This is a genomic window from Phytohabitans kaempferiae (genome assembly GCF_042433955.1).
GTDB lineage: Bacteria > Actinomycetota > Actinomycetes > Mycobacteriales > Micromonosporaceae > Phytohabitans > Phytohabitans kaempferiae.
In genome coordinates this window covers 13786-29099 of sequence record NZ_JBHLUH010000010.1, presented here as the reverse complement: position 1 = coordinate 29099, position 15314 = coordinate 13786, and the positions used below count along the sequence as shown (strand labels likewise).

The 15314-nt window shown below is 73.6% G+C and carries 12 protein-coding genes; 8 read left to right on the top strand and 4 right to left on the bottom strand.

Annotated elements, in window-relative coordinates:
• The first annotated feature begins 39 nt into the window (after positions 1-39).
• From ACFFIA_RS08910 to ACFFIA_RS08885, 6 genes are all read left to right on the top strand, one after another.
• Entirely contained in the window at positions 40-1575 is a 1536-nt protein-coding gene (locus ACFFIA_RS08910) for an O-antigen ligase family protein (protein ID WP_377248373.1), read from the top strand.
• Positions 1568-2590, top strand: coding sequence for a Gfo/Idh/MocA family protein (locus tag ACFFIA_RS08905; protein WP_377248370.1), 1023 nt, complete (start codon positions 1568-1570; stop codon positions 2588-2590). Before ACFFIA_RS08910 ends, ACFFIA_RS08905 begins: the two co-directional genes overlap by 8 nt.
• Entirely contained in the window at positions 2580-3248 is a 669-nt protein-coding gene (locus ACFFIA_RS08900; protein ID WP_377248367.1) for an acyltransferase, read from the top strand. Before ACFFIA_RS08905 ends, ACFFIA_RS08900 begins: the two co-directional genes overlap by 11 nt.
• Positions 3245-4363: a DegT/DnrJ/EryC1/StrS family aminotransferase gene (locus ACFFIA_RS08895; protein WP_377248364.1), complete on the top strand. Its 1119-nt coding sequence runs from the start codon at positions 3245-3247 to the stop codon at positions 4361-4363. The genes ACFFIA_RS08900 and ACFFIA_RS08895 overlap by 4 nt, the downstream gene beginning before the upstream one ends.
• A 1-nt stretch (position 4364) precedes the next feature.
• Positions 4365-5333 carry a glycosyltransferase family 4 protein gene (locus ACFFIA_RS08890; RefSeq protein ID WP_377248361.1) on the top strand — a complete coding sequence of 323 codons (969 nt, stop codon included), beginning with the start codon at positions 4365-4367 and terminating at the stop codon, positions 5331-5333.
• 182 nt (positions 5334-5515) lie between these two features.
• Positions 5516-6184, top strand: a complete 669-nt coding sequence (locus tag ACFFIA_RS08885) for an FKBP-type peptidyl-prolyl cis-trans isomerase (RefSeq protein ID WP_377248358.1) — start codon at positions 5516-5518, stop codon at positions 6182-6184.
• Between the two features lie 350 nt (positions 6185-6534).
• On the opposite strand, the gene ACFFIA_RS08880 is transcribed toward ACFFIA_RS08885, so the two are convergent.
• Both ACFFIA_RS08880 and ACFFIA_RS08875 read right to left on the bottom strand, forming a co-directional pair.
• Positions 6535-7359: a TIGR03619 family F420-dependent LLM class oxidoreductase gene (locus ACFFIA_RS08880; RefSeq protein WP_377248355.1), complete on the bottom strand. Its 825-nt coding sequence runs from the start codon at positions 7357-7359 to the stop codon at positions 6535-6537.
• Between the two features lie 124 nt (positions 7360-7483).
• Positions 7484-8587 carry a serine hydrolase domain-containing protein gene (locus tag ACFFIA_RS08875; protein ID WP_377248607.1) on the bottom strand — a complete coding sequence of 368 codons (1104 nt, stop codon included), beginning with the start codon at positions 8585-8587 and terminating at the stop codon, positions 7484-7486.
• A 290-nt stretch (positions 8588-8877) separates the two neighbouring features.
• Here ACFFIA_RS08875 and ACFFIA_RS08870 point away from each other — a divergent pair, with 290 nt between their 5' ends.
• Positions 8878-10383, top strand: coding sequence for a serine/threonine-protein kinase (locus ACFFIA_RS08870; RefSeq protein ID WP_377248352.1), 1506 nt, complete (start codon positions 8878-8880; stop codon positions 10381-10383).
• Here ACFFIA_RS08870 and ACFFIA_RS08865 read toward each other — a convergent pair.
• Together ACFFIA_RS08865 and ACFFIA_RS08860 are read right to left on the bottom strand one after the other, a co-directional pair.
• Complete coding sequence (locus ACFFIA_RS08865) at positions 10367-12427, bottom strand: alpha-galactosidase (RefSeq protein WP_377248349.1); 2061 nt, start codon at positions 12425-12427, stop codon at positions 10367-10369. The two genes, ACFFIA_RS08870 and ACFFIA_RS08865, sit on opposite strands and share 17 nt — an antisense overlap.
• A gap of 149 nt (positions 12428-12576) precedes the next feature.
• Complete coding sequence (locus tag ACFFIA_RS08860; protein ID WP_377248346.1) at positions 12577-14283, bottom strand: glucuronyl esterase domain-containing protein; 1707 nt, start codon at positions 14281-14283, stop codon at positions 12577-12579.
• Positions 14284-14541: 258 nt separating this feature from the next.
• Between ACFFIA_RS08860 and ACFFIA_RS08855 the strand changes: the two genes are divergently transcribed.
• Complete coding sequence (locus tag ACFFIA_RS08855; protein WP_377248343.1) at positions 14542-15234, top strand: alpha/beta fold hydrolase; 693 nt, start codon at positions 14542-14544, stop codon at positions 15232-15234.
• Positions 15235-15314 lie beyond the last annotated feature (80 nt).

The following is a 15314-nucleotide window of genomic DNA, read 5'->3' as shown; positions in this document are numbered from 1 at the left end:
CGCGGCGCGGTACGGAACGGAACGGATGACGGGGCACAGATGCTTTCTGCAGAACCGGGAACCAAGCCGACCGGTGAGTTAGCAGCACCCCGCACGGTCGGGACGGGCCGTCTGAGCCACCTGCTCGGTGCCGCACTGGTGGTGCTGCTCGGGGCGCTGCTGGTCTGGGTGCTGTTCGAGACCTGGATCCAGGTCATCCTCGCGACACCTGTCGAGGACGACCGCGGCAACCTGCTGCCCGACGGGCCCGACTGGCCCAAGACGGTCAAGAACGCGCTGTACCTGCTCCTCCTCGCCCTCACGCTCCTCAAGATCACAGTGGACCGTCGGTGGCGCGACTTCCGCAGGCCGGCCGACATCGCACTCGTGGTGCTCGGCGTGGTGCTGGTGCTCGCCGGCCTCTTCGGCGACTCCCCGATCCGCCTGATCGCCGAGGCGGGCTACGTCTACCTGCGCGGCGTGATCGTCTTCTACGCCTGGCGAGCGGCCGACCCGAGCCGGAAGCGCGTGCGCACGGTGCTCATCGTCGTGGGCGCGATCGTCGGCCTGAACGCGCTGATCGCCATCTGGCAGACGCTCGCCGGCCCGACCACGTACGAGAACCTGGGCTGGATCAACATGACGTGGGCCCGGATCAACCGGGCGCACGCGCTGCTCGACCACCCCAACCACCTCGGCCACCTGCTCGCGCTCACGATGCTCGGGATCTTCGCCTACATGGCGTCCCGTCCCAAGGTGCACTGGCGGTGGTGGCTCGCCTTCGTGCTGATCGCCTTCGCGCTGTCGGCGACCCAGTCCCGCGAGTCGACGCTCGGCTTCGTCGCCGGTGTCGCGGTGGTCTGCTTCCTGCGCCGCGGCAAGTTCGCCGCCGGCGCGATCTGCGTCACGCTGGTGCTCGGCTTCGCGGTCGCGCAGCTCGCGGTGAGCCCGGAAAACCGGGCCGAGCTGGCCCGCCGCCTCGCCGGCGTGGCGAGCGCGTTCGACCTGCCCAGCGGCGCCGAGTCCGACGACGCCTGCGTGGAGACGCGCACCGACTGCGGCGAGGACCGCGACAGGATCCCCGAGCGCGAGGTGCGTGTCCTCTACGCCCAGCAGGGCGTCGAACTGTGGCTCAAGCGGCCGGTGCTCGGTTACGGCGTGGGCCAGTTCGGCGGCATCGTGGCGTACCAGCACGACCCCCTCTGGTATCAGGATCCCCGCTTCGGCCCCGAGGGCTTCCGCCTCTACGGGTCCAACGAGAAGCAGGTCGACTCGTTCTGGTTGCATTTGCTCGTGGAGACCGGCGCGCTCGGCGCGCTCGCCTACCTCGCGTGGCTCTTCCTGCTCATCGCGCCCATCGTGCGGGCGGTGTGGCGGCGCGGCCTCGCGGTGCACCCGTTCGGCTGGTGGGCTCCGGCCGCGATGACGTTCGCCGTCCTGGTCGCCTGCCTGGCGCCCTCGCTGGAGGATCCGCTCTTCCCGGTGCAGCTCTTCACCATCCTCGGCCTGGCCTGGGTCTGGTGGCAGCGTGGCACGCTAGTGTCTCCCGGAACGAGCGGGAGCGTGACACCCGAGAGGACCGAAGAACGTGAGTGATGCCGTCGCACTGGTCGGCTTCGGCTACTGGGGCCCCAACCTGGCCCGCAACCTCCAGGCCCACGCCGGTGACCGGTGGCGCTACCTGGTCGAGCTCTCGCCCGAGCGGGGCGCGAAGGCGGCCGGGCTGTACCCGAAGGTGACCGTCACGGACGACCTGGCCGCCGTGCTCGCCGACCCCGAGGTCGGCATGGCGGTGGTCGCCACCCCGGCGGCCACGCACGCGCCGCTCACCAGGCGGCTGCTGGAGGCGGGCAAGCACGTCCTGGTCGAGAAGCCGCTCGCGCTCTCCAGCGCCGACGCCGTCGCGCTCGCCCGGCTCGCCGACGAGCGCGACCGGGTGCTGATGGTGGGGCACACCTTCGAGTACGTCCCCGCGGTGCGCAAGATGAAGGAGCTGGTCGACGGGGACGAGTTCGGCGACCTGCTCTACCTGCACTCGCAGCGGCTCAACCTGGGGCGCATCCAGAGCGACATCAACGCGTTCTGGTCGATCGGCCCGCACGACGTCTCGATCGCCAACTTCCTCGTCGGGCAGCGCCCCGAGTGGGCGGCGGCCGAGGGGGCGCGCTATCTCAACAAGACGGTCGAGGACGTGGCATTCGTCACCGTCGGTTACCCCGGCGGCGTGCTCGCACACATGCACGTGAGCTGGCTCGACCCGTCGAAGACCCGGCGCACCACCGTCGTGGGCAGCAAGCAGATGCTGGTCTACGACGACATGGAGGCCGACGCCAAGCTGCGCGTCTACGACAAGGGCGCGGACAAGGTCTTCGAAGACGAGTACGGCGCGTGGCAGTACCGGCTGCGCGACGGCGTCGTGACCGCGCCCGAGCTGGAGAAGGCCGAGCCGCTCGGGGTCGAGCTGCGACACTTCCTGGAGTGTGCCGACACCGGCACGCGCCCGCGTACCGACGGGTGGAACGGGGTCGACGTCGTGGCCGTGCTCGAGGCGGTCGACGCCTCGCTGCGTGCCGGCGGTGCCCAGGTGAAGGTTGAGGCTGGTGAGCGTTAGTCCTCTCGCCGTGGTGGCCGACGGCGTGGCGCTCGGTTCCGGGAGTGTCGTCGAGGAGTTCTGCGTCGTGGGCCGCTCCGGCCCCGCCGGGGTGAAGACCTCCTTCGGCGACGGCGCGAAGCTGCGCAGCCACACCGTCGTCTACGCCGGTGTCACCGCCGGCGCGAAGTTCCAGACCGGGCACCACGTGCTGGTGCGGGAGCACACCACGATCGGCGACGACGTGTCGGTCGGCTCGCTCTCCGTCGTGGAGCACACCGTCCGGATCGGCGACCGGGTGCGCGTGCACTCGCACTGCTTCGTGCCCGAGTTCTCCGTGCTGGAGGACGACGCGTGGCTGGGGCCGCGGGTCACGCTCACCAACGCGCCGTTCCCACGCTGCCCCGACGTCTCCAAGTGCATCAAGGGCGTCCACATCGGACGCGCCGCCCGCATCGGCGCCAACGTCACGATCCTGCCCGGCGTACACATCGGCGAGCGCGCGCTCATCGGCGCCGGCGCCGTCGTCACCAAGGACGTCGCCCCCGGCGCCGTCGTGGTGGGCAACGCGGGGCGGCAAGTGAAGACCGTCGACGACCTGCTCTGCCCGGCCGGGCTCGACCACCGGCCTTACCCATCTGTCCCCCCGTACCCCCCATCGCCATCGGAGTCACGATGACCACCGCAGTACCGCTCGTCGACGTCAAGGCCTCCTACCAGCGCCACAAGGAGGCGATCGACGCCGGCATCCGTGACGTCGTGGAGAGCACGGCCTTCATCCAGGGGCCGCAGCTGCGGGCCTTCGAGGAGCAGTTCGCGGCCTTCTGCGGCACCAAGCACGCGATTGGCGTCGGCTCCGGCACCGCCGCCCTGCACCTGGCGCTCGCGGCCGCGGGCGTCGGACCCGGCGACGTGGTGGCGGTGCCGGCGCACACGTTCATCGCCACGGCCGAGCCGATCACCTGGCTCGGCGCCACGCCGCGGTTCGTCGAGATCGACCCGCAGACCGGCGCGATCGACCCGGTGGCGCTCAAGGACGCGATCGACGGCGTGCGCGCGGTGCTCCCGGTCGACATCCACGGCCGCCCCGCCGACCTTGAGCAGATCTCCGCGGTGGCCGCTTCCGCCGGCGTACCGGTGATCGAGGACGCGGCCCAGTCGCACGGCGCCGACGTGGTCAAGGCCGACGGCAGCGTGGTGCGGGCCGGTGGCTGGGGCCTGGCCGGCTGCTTCTCGTTCTACCCGGGCAAAAACCTCGGCGCCTTCGGCGACGCGGGCGCCATCACCACCAACGACGACGACTTCGCCGCCGCCGTGCGCAAGCTCCGCGACCACGGGCGCACCACGAAGTACGAGCACGAGATCATCGGGTACGCGCACCGCATGGACACGCTCCAGGCGGCCGTGCTCTCGGTGAAGCTGCGGACGCTCGACGCCGACAACCAGCGCCGGGTCGAGTTGATGGCGGACTACGAGGAGGCGCTGACCGGCGTGGGCGACCTGTGGTTCCCGCCGGCGACGCCCGACCGCAGGAGTGTCTTCCACCACGCGCTGCTGCGTACCTCCCGCCGCGACGACCTGCTCGCGCACCTCAAGTCGCAGGGAATCGGGGCGGGCGTGCACTACCCGGTGCCGCTGCACCTCCAGCCGGCGTACGCGTCGCTGGGTCACAAGCGGGGCGACCTGCCGCTGACCGAGGCGTGGGCCGACGAGTGCCTGTCGCTGCCGCTCTACCCGGAGCTGACCGACGAGCAGCTCCAGCGCGTCGTCGCCGCGGTGAAGTCCTTCTTCTGAGATGCGGATCCTGGCAGTCACGAACCTGTGGCCGACGCCGGGCAGCTTCCGTGGCGTGTTCGTGGCCGAGCAGGTGGAGGGTCTGCGCAAGCTCGGCCACGACGTCGACGTGGAGGTGGTGGCGCAGTCGCGCGGGGCCAAGGACTACCTGCTGGCCGCGCCGCGAGTGCGCCGCCGGGCCCGCTCGGCCCGCTACGACCTGGTGCACGTCCACTATGGACTGACCTCGCTCGCCTCCCGCCTCGTCGGCCGCGTGCCGCGCGTGCTGTCGCTCTACGGCAGCGACGTCAACGAGCCCTGGCAGGCTCGCATCACGCGGCTGACGGCGGGGCGGCCGGCCGTCCGCGTGTACCCCTCGAAACGCCTGGTGGAGGCGGCGGGTGACCGGTCCGGCGTGGTCGTGCCCAACGGCATCGACTTCGACCTCTTCACCCCGCTGCGGCCGGACGAGCGGGCGGCGGCCCGGGAGGGCTTCGGCTTCAAGCCCGACGACCTCGTCGTGCTCTTCGGCGCCGCGCCCGAGAACGCGGTCAAGCGCTACGACATCTTCACCGCCGTGCTCGCCGGCCTGCGCGAGCGGGGGCTGCCGGTGCGCGAGCTCATCCTGCCCGGCCCGGGTCAGGCGCGCGCCGACGTGGTGCCGAAGTTCGCCGCCGCCGACCTGCTGCTGGTCACCTCCCGCCAGGGCACCGAGAGCGGGCCGCTGATCGTCAAGGAAGCGGCGGCCATGGAGCTGCCGGTGGTGAGCGTCGACGTCGGCGACGTGCGCGAGGTACTGGCGGACGTGACCCCGTCGGCGGTCGTGCCGTTCCCGCCCGCCGACGCCGAGCTGGTCTCCGCGCTGGTGGAAGCCTCCGCCGGCGTGCTGGCCGCGGGGGCCCGCAGCGACGGGCGCTCGCGGATCGCGCGGTACGACCAGGACGCGGTGGTCCGGCGGCTGGAGTCGGTGTACGCGAGCGTCCTGGGCTGACCCGAGGGTCCGCGGCTGCTCCAGTTCGCCTCTCGCGGTCCGCGGCGCCCGCGCAGGTCGGTCCGGTGACGCGGGTCCGGGGCGGCCCGGTGGCCGCGACGGATCGACCGATGCCCAACCCTCGACGACGGCCACAGGCACGGGCTGTAAGGTGTCGGAGGCTTGGCGGACGAGGAGGGACCGTGGCGGAGCAGAGGTCGACGAAGGCCGAGCGGCGAGCGGCCGCGAAGGCGGCGGCGGCGCGGGCGGCGCAGGTGAAGAAGCGAAACCAGGCGCTCGCCGGCGCGGGGGCCGGCCTCGCCGTGGTCGTGCTCCTGGCCGCGGTCTTCTACATCGCGCGTGACGGCGGCTCCGGCACCGACGTGGGCGCGCCGGCGCTGACCACCTCGGCCACCGCCGCCCCCCAGTCACAGCCGGACGCGGCGACGCAGCAGCCGGCGCCGCCACCGGCCGACTTCCCGCCCGTGCCGGAGGGGGCCGATCCCGCGCTCGCCACCAAGCCGCAGGTGCAGCCGGGCACCGGCGAGCTGGCCAAGCTCACCGTCACGCCGCTCATCAAGGGCACCGGGGCGGCGGCCAAGGCGGGGCAGAACATCACGGTCAACTACGTCGGCGTCTCCTACACCACCGGCCAGGAGTTCGACGCCTCGTGGACCCGCTCCGAGCCGCTCAGCTTCCCGCTCGGCGCCGGCCGAGTGATTCCCGGCTGGGACCAGGGGCTGGTCGGCGCCACCGTGGGCAGCCGCGTGCAGCTCGACATCCCGGCCGAGCTGGCGTACGGCGAAAACCCGCAGGGCGGCGAGCCGCCGGGGCCGCTGCGCTTCGTCGTCGACGTGCTCGGGGTGCAGTAGCGCGCGGCGCCTGAGCGCGCGGCGCCTGAGCGCGCGGCGCCTGAGCGCGCGGCGCCTGAGCGCGCGGCGCCTGAGCGCGCGGCGCCTGAGCGCCTGAGCGCGCGGCGCCTGAGCGCGCGGCGCCTGAGCGCGCGGCGCCTGAGCGCGCGGCGCCTGAGCGCGCGGCGCCTGAGCGCGCGGCGCCTGAGCGCGCGGCGCCTGAGCGGAAACCTAGCTTCCTAGGACGCCCTACCGGATGTGTGCGGCCCTGCCCGAGAGATGGGCCGGCACGCGAAAGCCCTGCTGACCGGACGCGCGGTCAGCAGGGCGGCGGCAGGATCACCAGCGTCACCGTGGCCGGGACGCGGCGGTCACTCCGGGTTGTACTCGGTGATCGCGCGCTCCCACTTCTCCAGCGCCTCCTCGACCCGCCACTTCGGGCCGGACGGGAGCCACTGGGCGACGCGGTGCACGCCGGCGTCGCGGAGGCGCTCGAAGATGGCGGGGTCGGAGGGCACGCTCATCACCTGTACCTCGATGGGGCGCTCGGCGCGGGCGCGGAGCTCGGCGATCCGGTCGTACACGCCGGGCCAGTAGTTGGGGAACCACGCGTCGCCGAAGGCCAGGACCCGGTCGAGCACGGTGGGGCCGCTGCCGCCGACCAGGATCGGCGGATGGGGGCGCTGGGCCGGCTTGGGCCACGACCAGATGCGCTCGAAGTTGACGTACCGGCCGGAGTAGCTGGCCTCCTCGTTCGTCCAGATGGTCTTCATCGCCTCGACCCGCTCGCGCAGGACGCGCATGCGTACGCGCGGGTCGGTGCCGTGGTGCCGCATCTCCGTACGGTTCCAGCCCGCGCCCACGCCGAACTCCAGCCGCCCGCCGGAGAGGTGGTCGACGCTCGCCACCTCCTTGGCGGTGATGATCGGGTCGCGCTCGATCACCAGGCAGATGCCGCTCGCCACGCGCAGCCGGCTCGTGGCGGCCGCAGCCGCGGTGAGCGCGACGAAGAGGTCGTACGTGTGCCAGTACTTCGACGGCAGCGGCCGGCCGGGCGCGCGGTCGGTCTCGGTGGCCGGGATGTGCGTGTGTTCCGCGAAGTACAGCGCGTCCTGGCCGCGCTCCTCGACGAAGCGGGCCACGTCGCCCGGCTTCATGCCGTCGTGGGTGGGGAAGATGCCAACTCCGAACTCCATGCCCCCGATCATTCACCGTCCGCGACAGAGCACGCGTGGCAGGTGCGCGTCCGGACCGCCGTGCCGCGTCCGCGTGACCCCCGCCGCGGTACGCGGGCACGTGGTGCCGGTGTGTCGCGGCCGGTCAGCCCGCCGGGACAGGGAGGGCGCCCGGAAGGGGGAGGCGCGGCGGTGCCGCGGCCCGCTGGGCGGTCGCGCCCGGGCAGAGGCCGGTGACGGCGAAGCCGAGCCACGCGGCGTCGATCGGGTGCAGCTCGGGCACGCCCAGCTGGTAGTGGCTGAGGTTGGTGGCGAGCGAGAGCTGGCGGCTGCCGTCCGGCGCGTGCAGCGAGAGCGTGATCTGCCCGACCACGCCGCCGTCGTGGCCCCAGGCCGGGCCGCAGGGCGTGGCGTTCCAGTACAGGCCGAGGCCGTAGCCGCCGACCTCGGGCTGCGCCGGGTCCATCGGCACGGTGGTGCGCATCTGCGCGAGCTGCGCCGGTGGCAGGAGCTTGCCGCCGAGCAGCGCCCGGTAGAACGTGTCGAGGTCGGCCGGAGTGGAGATCAGCTCGCCGGCCATCCAGGCCCACGACATCTGGTACGTCGCGAAGTCACGGACGCCGAGCAGCGCGAAGTGGGCGCCGGCGTGTGGAACGCGGATCTTCGGGTCGTCGCCGGGGAAGTACGTGCTGGTGAGGCGCAGCGGCCGGATGATCCGCCGCGTGATCTCGGCGGCCGCGTCGTTGCCGGTGACCTTCTCGATGAGCAGGCCGGCGAGGATGTAGCCGGTGTTGGAGTAGGAGTGGCCCTCGCCGGGCGCGCCGGTCACCGGCAGCGAGAGCCCGATCCGCACCAGCTCCTCCGGCGCGTACGACGTCGAGCCCACGCTGATCACCCCGGCGAGCGAGCCGAGCAGCGCGTCGGTGTAGTTGCCGATCCCGCTCGTGTGGTTGAGCAGCATGCGGACCGTGACCTGCTGCCCCAGCTCGCCCGGCACCAGCTCGGGCAGGTGCCGCCCGATCGGGTCGTCGAGCCCCACCTTCCCCTCGGCGACGAGCTGGAGCACGGTGGTGGCGACGAAGCTCTTGGTGATGCTGCCGACCCGGTGGCGCATGTCGGGCTTGGCTGGGCGCGCGGTGGACAGGTCGGCGGTGCCGGCGGCTCCCGACCAGGTGCGGCCACCGTCGCGGACCTCGGCGAACGCGGCGGGCACGCCGGCCGCGTGCACGGCCGCCAGCGCCCGTCGCAACGCCGCGCGGTCGAGCGGGTCGCCCGGCGCGGAGGAGGCGGATCCGGGCAGGCCGGCGACGGCCACGAGGGCGACGGTGGCGGCCGCTATCGCGCGTACGATCTGTCGTCTTCTCATCCGCCCATCGTCGTTCGACGATCCAGCCGGCGCGTCACCCCGTGGCGGGAGGTTGGCGTCCGTCCGAAGTGGGAGGCGGTAGCCGGCTCCCTGATACGTGGCGGAGTGGTCGGAAATCCGTCGGCCGTACGGCGGGCTGCCTGACCGTCGCCGACTACGGCACACTGTGCCGCGTGGAAGCGCTGCGGCTCTTGGGCGGCCGATACCGGCTGGAGGACCAGGTCGGCTCCGGCGGCATGTCGGTGGTCTGGCGGGCCACCGACGAGGTGCTGCGCCGTCCGGTCGCGGTGAAGGTGCTGGCCGGCCGGCTCGTCACCGACGCCGCCGCCCGCCTGCGCATCCAGGCCGAGGCCAGATCCGCCGCCCGCCTGTCCCATCCGCACGTCTGCGGGGTTTACGACTATGGCGAGTCCACCGACGCGGCCGGGCGGCCGGAGCCGTTCGTGGTGATGGAGCTGCTGCGCGGGCCGACGCTGAGCCAGCGGATCGCCGACGGGCCGCTGCCGCCGCCCGAGGCGATGCGGGTCTGCGCCGAGGTGGCGAGCGGGGTCGCCGCCGCGCACGACGCCGGCCTGGTCCACCGCGACATCAAGCCGGCCAACGTCATCCTCACCGGCGGCGGGGCGAAGGTGGTCGACTTCGGCATCGCCGCCGCGGCCGGCCCGATCGAAGACCTCGACCAGGACAGCCGCATGGTCGGCACGCCCGCCTACCTCGCGCCGGAGCGGCTCACCGGCGACCAGGTCGTGCCCGCCTCCGATGTGTACGCGCTGGGGCTGCTGGTCCACTACGTGCTGGTCGGCAAGCTGCCCTGGGCGGCCGAGACGACCACGCAGATGCTGCGCGCGCACACGTACGCCGAGCCCGACCCGCTGCCCCCGGTCAACGGCGTGCCGGCCGAGGTCGTCGAGCTGTGCCGCCGCTGCCTCGCCAAGGACCCGGCCGACCGGCCCACCGCCGCCGAGGTCGCCGAGGTGCTCGCCCGCGCCGCGGGCGTGGTGCTCCGCCCGGCCGGCGGCGCGCCCCGGCACGCGGCCCAGGCCCCGCGGGTCGCCGACGAGCCCACGCTCGAGCCGGCCGGCGACCGGCGCCGCCAGCGCACGCTCGCGGTCGCGGTGGCGGCCGCGACCGTCGTGGCCGCCGTCGTCGTGGCCGCGCTCATCGCCGGTCCCGGCGGCGACACGCAGGGCGCGCTCGCCGAGCAGCGGCCGCCCGAGCCGGAGGCGACCGGCGCGGCGGGCAGCGCGGTCACCGCGACCACGCCCGCCGCCCCCGGTGGCACGCCGGGCGGCGCGCCCCGCCTCGGGCCGGCTCCCGCGCCGGAGACCACCGGCACGACCGCAGTCGGGGCCGCCACCCCACCGGCCGCCCCCACCAGCGCGCCCGCGCCGGGCGTCACGCCGACCACGCCGGAGCCGACGCTGTCGGCGATGCGGTCGCCCGACCCGCCGCCACCGGATACGAGCACGCTGACCTCCGCGGGCGGCAGCGTCGAGGCCCGCTGTGTCGGCCCGGACGCCGAGGTGGTGAGCTGGGAGGCGGCCGAGGGCTTCCGGGTCACCAAGGTCACCACGGGGCCCGCCTTCACGGTCCGTGTGTGGTTCGACGGTCCTTCCCTGATCCGCATGCGGATCCGCTGCAAGGACGGCGACCCCACCTGGGTCAACTCGCCAGACTGAGCTCGATCAGGTCGGCGTCGTAGGTGCCCGTCCAGCGGATCGGGAGCCCCACCGACATGAGGTGGGCGCCGGATAAGGTCGCGCCGCCGGCGGAGTACCTCGCCGACGCGTCGAGGCCGCGCAGCGGCAGCCGCACCGGGCGGGCCGGCACCGTGTCCAGCCCGTCGAGCGGGCCCGGGTTCCAGGCGAGCACGACCACGCGACCGTCCAGTGTGTACTGCACCGCGCAGCGCTCCTCGTCGGGCCCGCCGATCCGGTGCACCTCGCCGCGCGTGACCACGTCCCGTACCGCCTTGTAGCGGGCGACCCAGCGGGCCGCCTCGGCGCGCTCGTCCGGCGTCCAGTGGCGGATGTCGGCGCCGATGCCGAGTACGCCGGCGCTGGCCAGTACGAACCGGAAGGCCAGCGACCTCGGCCGCAGGTCGAACAGGCCGGTCGCGTCGGTGACCCACGAGCTCATCAGGTGCGGCGCGTGCGCCCGCAGGTAGCCGTCCTGCACGCGCAGGCGGTCGATCGGCGCGGTGTTGTCGCTCGGCCACACCACGTCCACTCTGGACGCCATCGCCAGGTCGACGCGCCCGCCGCCGGCCGCGCACCCCTCGACCGTCACCTGTGGATGGTCGCGGCGCAGCGCCTCCAGGATGCGGTAGAGGGCCGCCACGTGCGCGCCGTCGAGGTCCGGCTCGTCCAGGGGTACGCCGGGGCGGCCCGGCTCGGTCCGCGGGCGGTTGAAGTCCCACTTGAGGTACGTGATGTCGTACCCGCGAAGCAGCCCGTCCAGTGTGGAGTGCACGAACTCCTCCACCTCGGGCCGGCCCAGGTCGAGCAGGTACTGGTTGCGGATGGTGGTCTTCGGCCGCCCGTCCACCTGGTAGACCCAGTCGGGGTGCGCCGCGTACAGGGTCGAGCGCGGGTTGACCATCTCCGGCTCGACCCAGAGGCCGAACTCCAGCCCGAGCTTGCGCACGCGGCCGACGAAGGCGTCGAAGCCCTCCGGGAACTTCGCCGGGTCGGGCGTCCAGTCGCCCAGCCCGCCGGTGTCGTCGCCGCGCCCGACGAACCAGCCGTCGTCGACCACGAACGTCTCCACGCCCAGCTCCGCCGCGACCTCGGCGAGCGCGAGCTGGCCGGCGGCGTCGACGTCGAAGCAGGTCGCCTCCCACGAGTTGTAGATCACTTTGCGGGTACGGGTGAGGCGGTCGCCGGCGAGGTCGCGCTCGTACGCGTGCCAGACCCGGGCCAGCCCGTCGACGCCCTCCGCGCTGTACGCCCCCGCGGCGACCGGCGTGACCAGCGTCGCCCCGGGCGCGAGGAGCAGCGGGCCGTCGACCGCGACCCGGCCGGCGCGCACGCGGGTGAGCCCGGCCGCGTCCCGCTCGGCGGCGATCCGCCACGAGCCGGTCCAGGCCAGCGCGACGCCCCAGGTCGGGCCGGCGTCCCGGGCGTCCCGCACGGCGAGGTACGGCGAGAACTGGTGCCCGGTCACGCCGAGCGTGCTGCCGATCTCGAACCGCCCGCGCCACAGCTCGGTGGTGGCCGGCGTGAACTCCCGTGCCCACTGTCCACTCAGGTAGGCGAGGCGGGCGCCGTGCGGCGTCGGTACGGAGAAGGCGGCCGAGCCCATCTCCACCAGGCTGAGCGGGGCGGCTCCGGTGTTGGTCAGCTCGACCCACCGCTCCACCACGTCGGAGCCGGCGGCGAGCCGGTAGCGCAGGGCGGCCCGCAGCCCGGTCGCCGCGTCGGCGAAGTCGACCCGCAGCGCCGCACCGTCGTGGCTGGCGCCGTCGAACGCCCAGCGGAGCGCCCGCGCCGGCCGCACCACCAGGTCGGGGCCGGCGAACGGGCGCACGCCGTCCGGCGCGTACTCGACCGGGGCCACGTCGCCGGGCGTCATGTACTGCGGCTGGCCCTCCCAGCCGACCGGGGAGGGACCGTCGCTCACGCCGTGCGGCCCCCAGGCGCGCAGCTCCAGCCAGCCGCCGTGCTCCGGCAGCCCGACGGTGTACTCGGTCGTGGCCCCGACCAGCGTCCACTCACGACTCACTTGGCAGACCCCTCGTTCAGGCGCTTCTGGAGGATCACATCGTTCCACATGGATGGTGTGGTGACCGCGGCCTGAACCGTGCGGGCGGGCCCGGCGCGGAGGCTTGTCGCCGCCGCACCGGGCCCGGGGATGGGGTACCGCGCGGATGGTTACCGGGCGGCGCAGGTGGGGGTCATGCCGGTGCCGGTACCGGTGCCCTGGAAGCCGAACTCGGTCGACTGCCCGGCCGCGATCGAGCCGTTGTAGCTGACGTTCGTGAACTGGACCGTGCCGCTGTTGCCGCTCCGGCTGCTGTTCCAGGCGTTGGTGACGCTGGCTCCCGAGGGCAGGGTCAGCGAGACCGTCCAGCCGTTGACCGGCGCGGCGCCGGCGGTGACCCGTACGGTGGCCACGAAACCGCCCGTCCACTGGTTGAGCGACACCGATGCCGAGCAGGCGCCGGTCGGCGGCGGGGTGGTCGGCGGTGGCGTGGTGGGCGGCGGGGTCGTGGGCGGTGGCGTGGTGGGCGGGGGAGTGGTCGGTGGCGGCGTGGTGGGCGGGGGCGTAGTGGGCGGCGGGGTCGTCGGCGGCGGTGTGGTGGGGCCGTCGGTGAGCGTGGGCGTCTGCCAGTCCCGCCACTCGGCGAGGTTGCCCTGCTTGCGCGAGGAGATCCGCATGGCGCCGGTGGGGTTGCCGGTGTTGTTCAGGAACTTCTGGATGTACTGCTGCATGGGCGTGCGCCATTCGTTCCTGGTGGCGCAGTGGTTGCCGTCCGTGACGTCGGACCAGTAGGTGATGTTGTTGGTGGCGTCGAGTGCCCGGTAGACCTCAGCGCCGGCGAGGGCGGCGACGCTGCCGGAGCGGGCGGCGAGCCAGTCGATGTGCGGGTTCTCCATGAGGAAGAGCCCGCGCGGCGCGATCATCGCGACCGTCGAGTGCGTGTCCACGGGCAGCGAGTTGGGGTTGCCGGTGTACGCGTTGAAGGCGTCGCCGAGCCAGGGCTGCTCGCCGTACGCGCTGCTCAGCGGCTGGGCGCCGGACTCGCCGGGGATGCCGCGGAAGATCGGGGCGCCGCCGCTGCCGGACTCGACCGGCATGGTCAGCGCGATGCGCTCGTCGAAGGCGCCGGTGACGAAGGCGCCCTTGCCGTACCGGGAGCAGCCGGTCACGCCGATGTCGGCGCGCAGGACGTTGCCGCCGGACTGCTGGATGACGTCGATGATCCGGCTGACGCCCCAGGCCCAGGCGAGCAGGATGCCGGTGCTGGAGTTGGCGCCGTAGAGCGTGTAGAAGGCGCCCTGCTTGTTGTTGCGCGGCGTGCCTTCCCGGCCGACGGCGAGGGGGTCGTAGCTGATGACGGCGGCGCCGGACGAGCGGATGGTGGCGGTGTCCGCGCCGAACCCGCCGATCACGACCACGGCCGGGTACGGCGCCGAGCCGGTGGTGGGGAGCTGGACGCTGGCCGAGAAGGACGTGGTGCGGCCCTGGTCGGAGACGCTGACCGTGATGCCGCTGCTGGAGACGGTGCCGGTCACGGTCGCGGGCCGGGCCGGCTTCTGGCCGTAGACGGTCCGCTCGGCCAGCTCCTTGATCTCCGCCCGGCGGCAGCGCCAGTCGTTCTTCGACGTGATCCGGGACCCGTCGATCTTCCGGAACGGATCCGGAAGCCGTGATGTGGCGGGCACGTTCGCCGACCCGGGAACCGGACAGTCCGCGCCCTCGTCCTCGACCGTCGACGCCGCCAGCAGGCCCGCGTCAGCGGCCCTGGCGGTCGTCGTCCTCGCTACCACGGCAACCGTCCCCACGACCGTCAATGCCGAAACCGCCAGCACGACGCCGAGCGAACGGACCCTGGAGCGGCCCAAGGTGGTGGCCACTGGGGCTCTCCTTCCAGATGGGATGGTGAAGTGACACAGCAATCGAAGATCACGGATGTCAACTTTCGATAAGTTTCGAGTACGCCACCGAAACGTGTCAATACCGCCTGGCGCGCGCGAACGGCCGCCCGGCGCGAGGTCGCTGGCGGGGCCGGCCGTGAGCATCGCGTCGGGCCGGGGCGGTGGCCGCACCCCGGGCGACCCGGACCCGCTGGTCACTCCTAAGTTGGGAGCGACGGTGAGGTTGGAGGGCTGAACATGGCGACGTACGTGCTGATCCCCGGGGCCGGAGGCGACTCCTGGTACTGGCACCGGGTCGTCCCGCTGCTGCGCGAGCGCGGCCACGAGGTGGTCGCCGTCGACCTGCCCGCCGGCGACCACTCCGCCGGCCTGGCCGACTACACGGAGGCGATCCTCGCCGCGATCGGTGGCCGCACCGGGCTCGTGCTCGTCGCCCAGTCGATGGGCGGGCTGAGCGCGCCGCTGGTCTGCGCCCGCATACCGGTGGAGCTGCTGATCCTGCTCAACGCGATGATCCCCAAGCCGGGCGAGTCCGGCGGCGAGTGGTGGGTCAACACCGGCCAGGCCGAGGCGGCGGCGGAACTGGCCGCGCGGGAGGGGCGGCCCGGCGACTTCGACCCGGCGGCGAACTTCTTCCACGACGTGCCGCCGGAGGTGACGGCGGAGGCGTTCGCCCGCGGCGGGCCCGACCAGTCGGGCACTCCGTTCGAGAAGCCGTGGCCGCTCGACCGCTGGCCGGACGTGCCGACCCGGTTTTTGCAGGGGCGCGACGACCGGCTCTTCCCGGTGGAGTTCCAGCGCCGCAACGCCCGCGAGCGGCTGGGCCTCGAGATCGACGAGATGCCCGGCGGCCACCTTGTCGCGCTCAGCCGCCCGGCCGAGCTGGTGGAGCGCCTGGAGAGCTACCGGGCCGCGGCCGGCCTCCACTGAGCCTCCCGCGCCGCGCCCCGCTCCTCGCGGTCCGGCCGCGCCGCTGGCGCCTCGCGCGTCCACGATGCCGCTTTCGCCGC

Bases quoted from the DNA above. Each gene is read 5' to 3' on its own strand.
- ACFFIA_RS08910 (WP_377248373.1), top strand. From the start codon at position 40: ATGCTTTCTGCAGAACCGGGAACCAAGCCGACCGGTGAGTTAGCAGCA.
- ACFFIA_RS08895 (WP_377248364.1), top strand. From the start codon at position 3,245: ATGACCACCGCAGTACCGCTCGTCGACGTCAAGGCCTCCTACCAGCGC.
- ACFFIA_RS08890 (WP_377248361.1), top strand. From the start codon at position 4,365: ATGCGGATCCTGGCAGTCACGAACCTGTGGCCGACGCCGGGCAGCTTC.
- ACFFIA_RS08880 (WP_377248355.1), bottom strand. From the start codon at position 7,359: ATGGAGTTCGGAGTTGGCATCTTCCCCACCCACGACGGCATGAAGCCG.
- ACFFIA_RS08855 (WP_377248343.1), top strand. From the start codon at position 14,542: ATGGCGACGTACGTGCTGATCCCCGGGGCCGGAGGCGACTCCTGGTAC.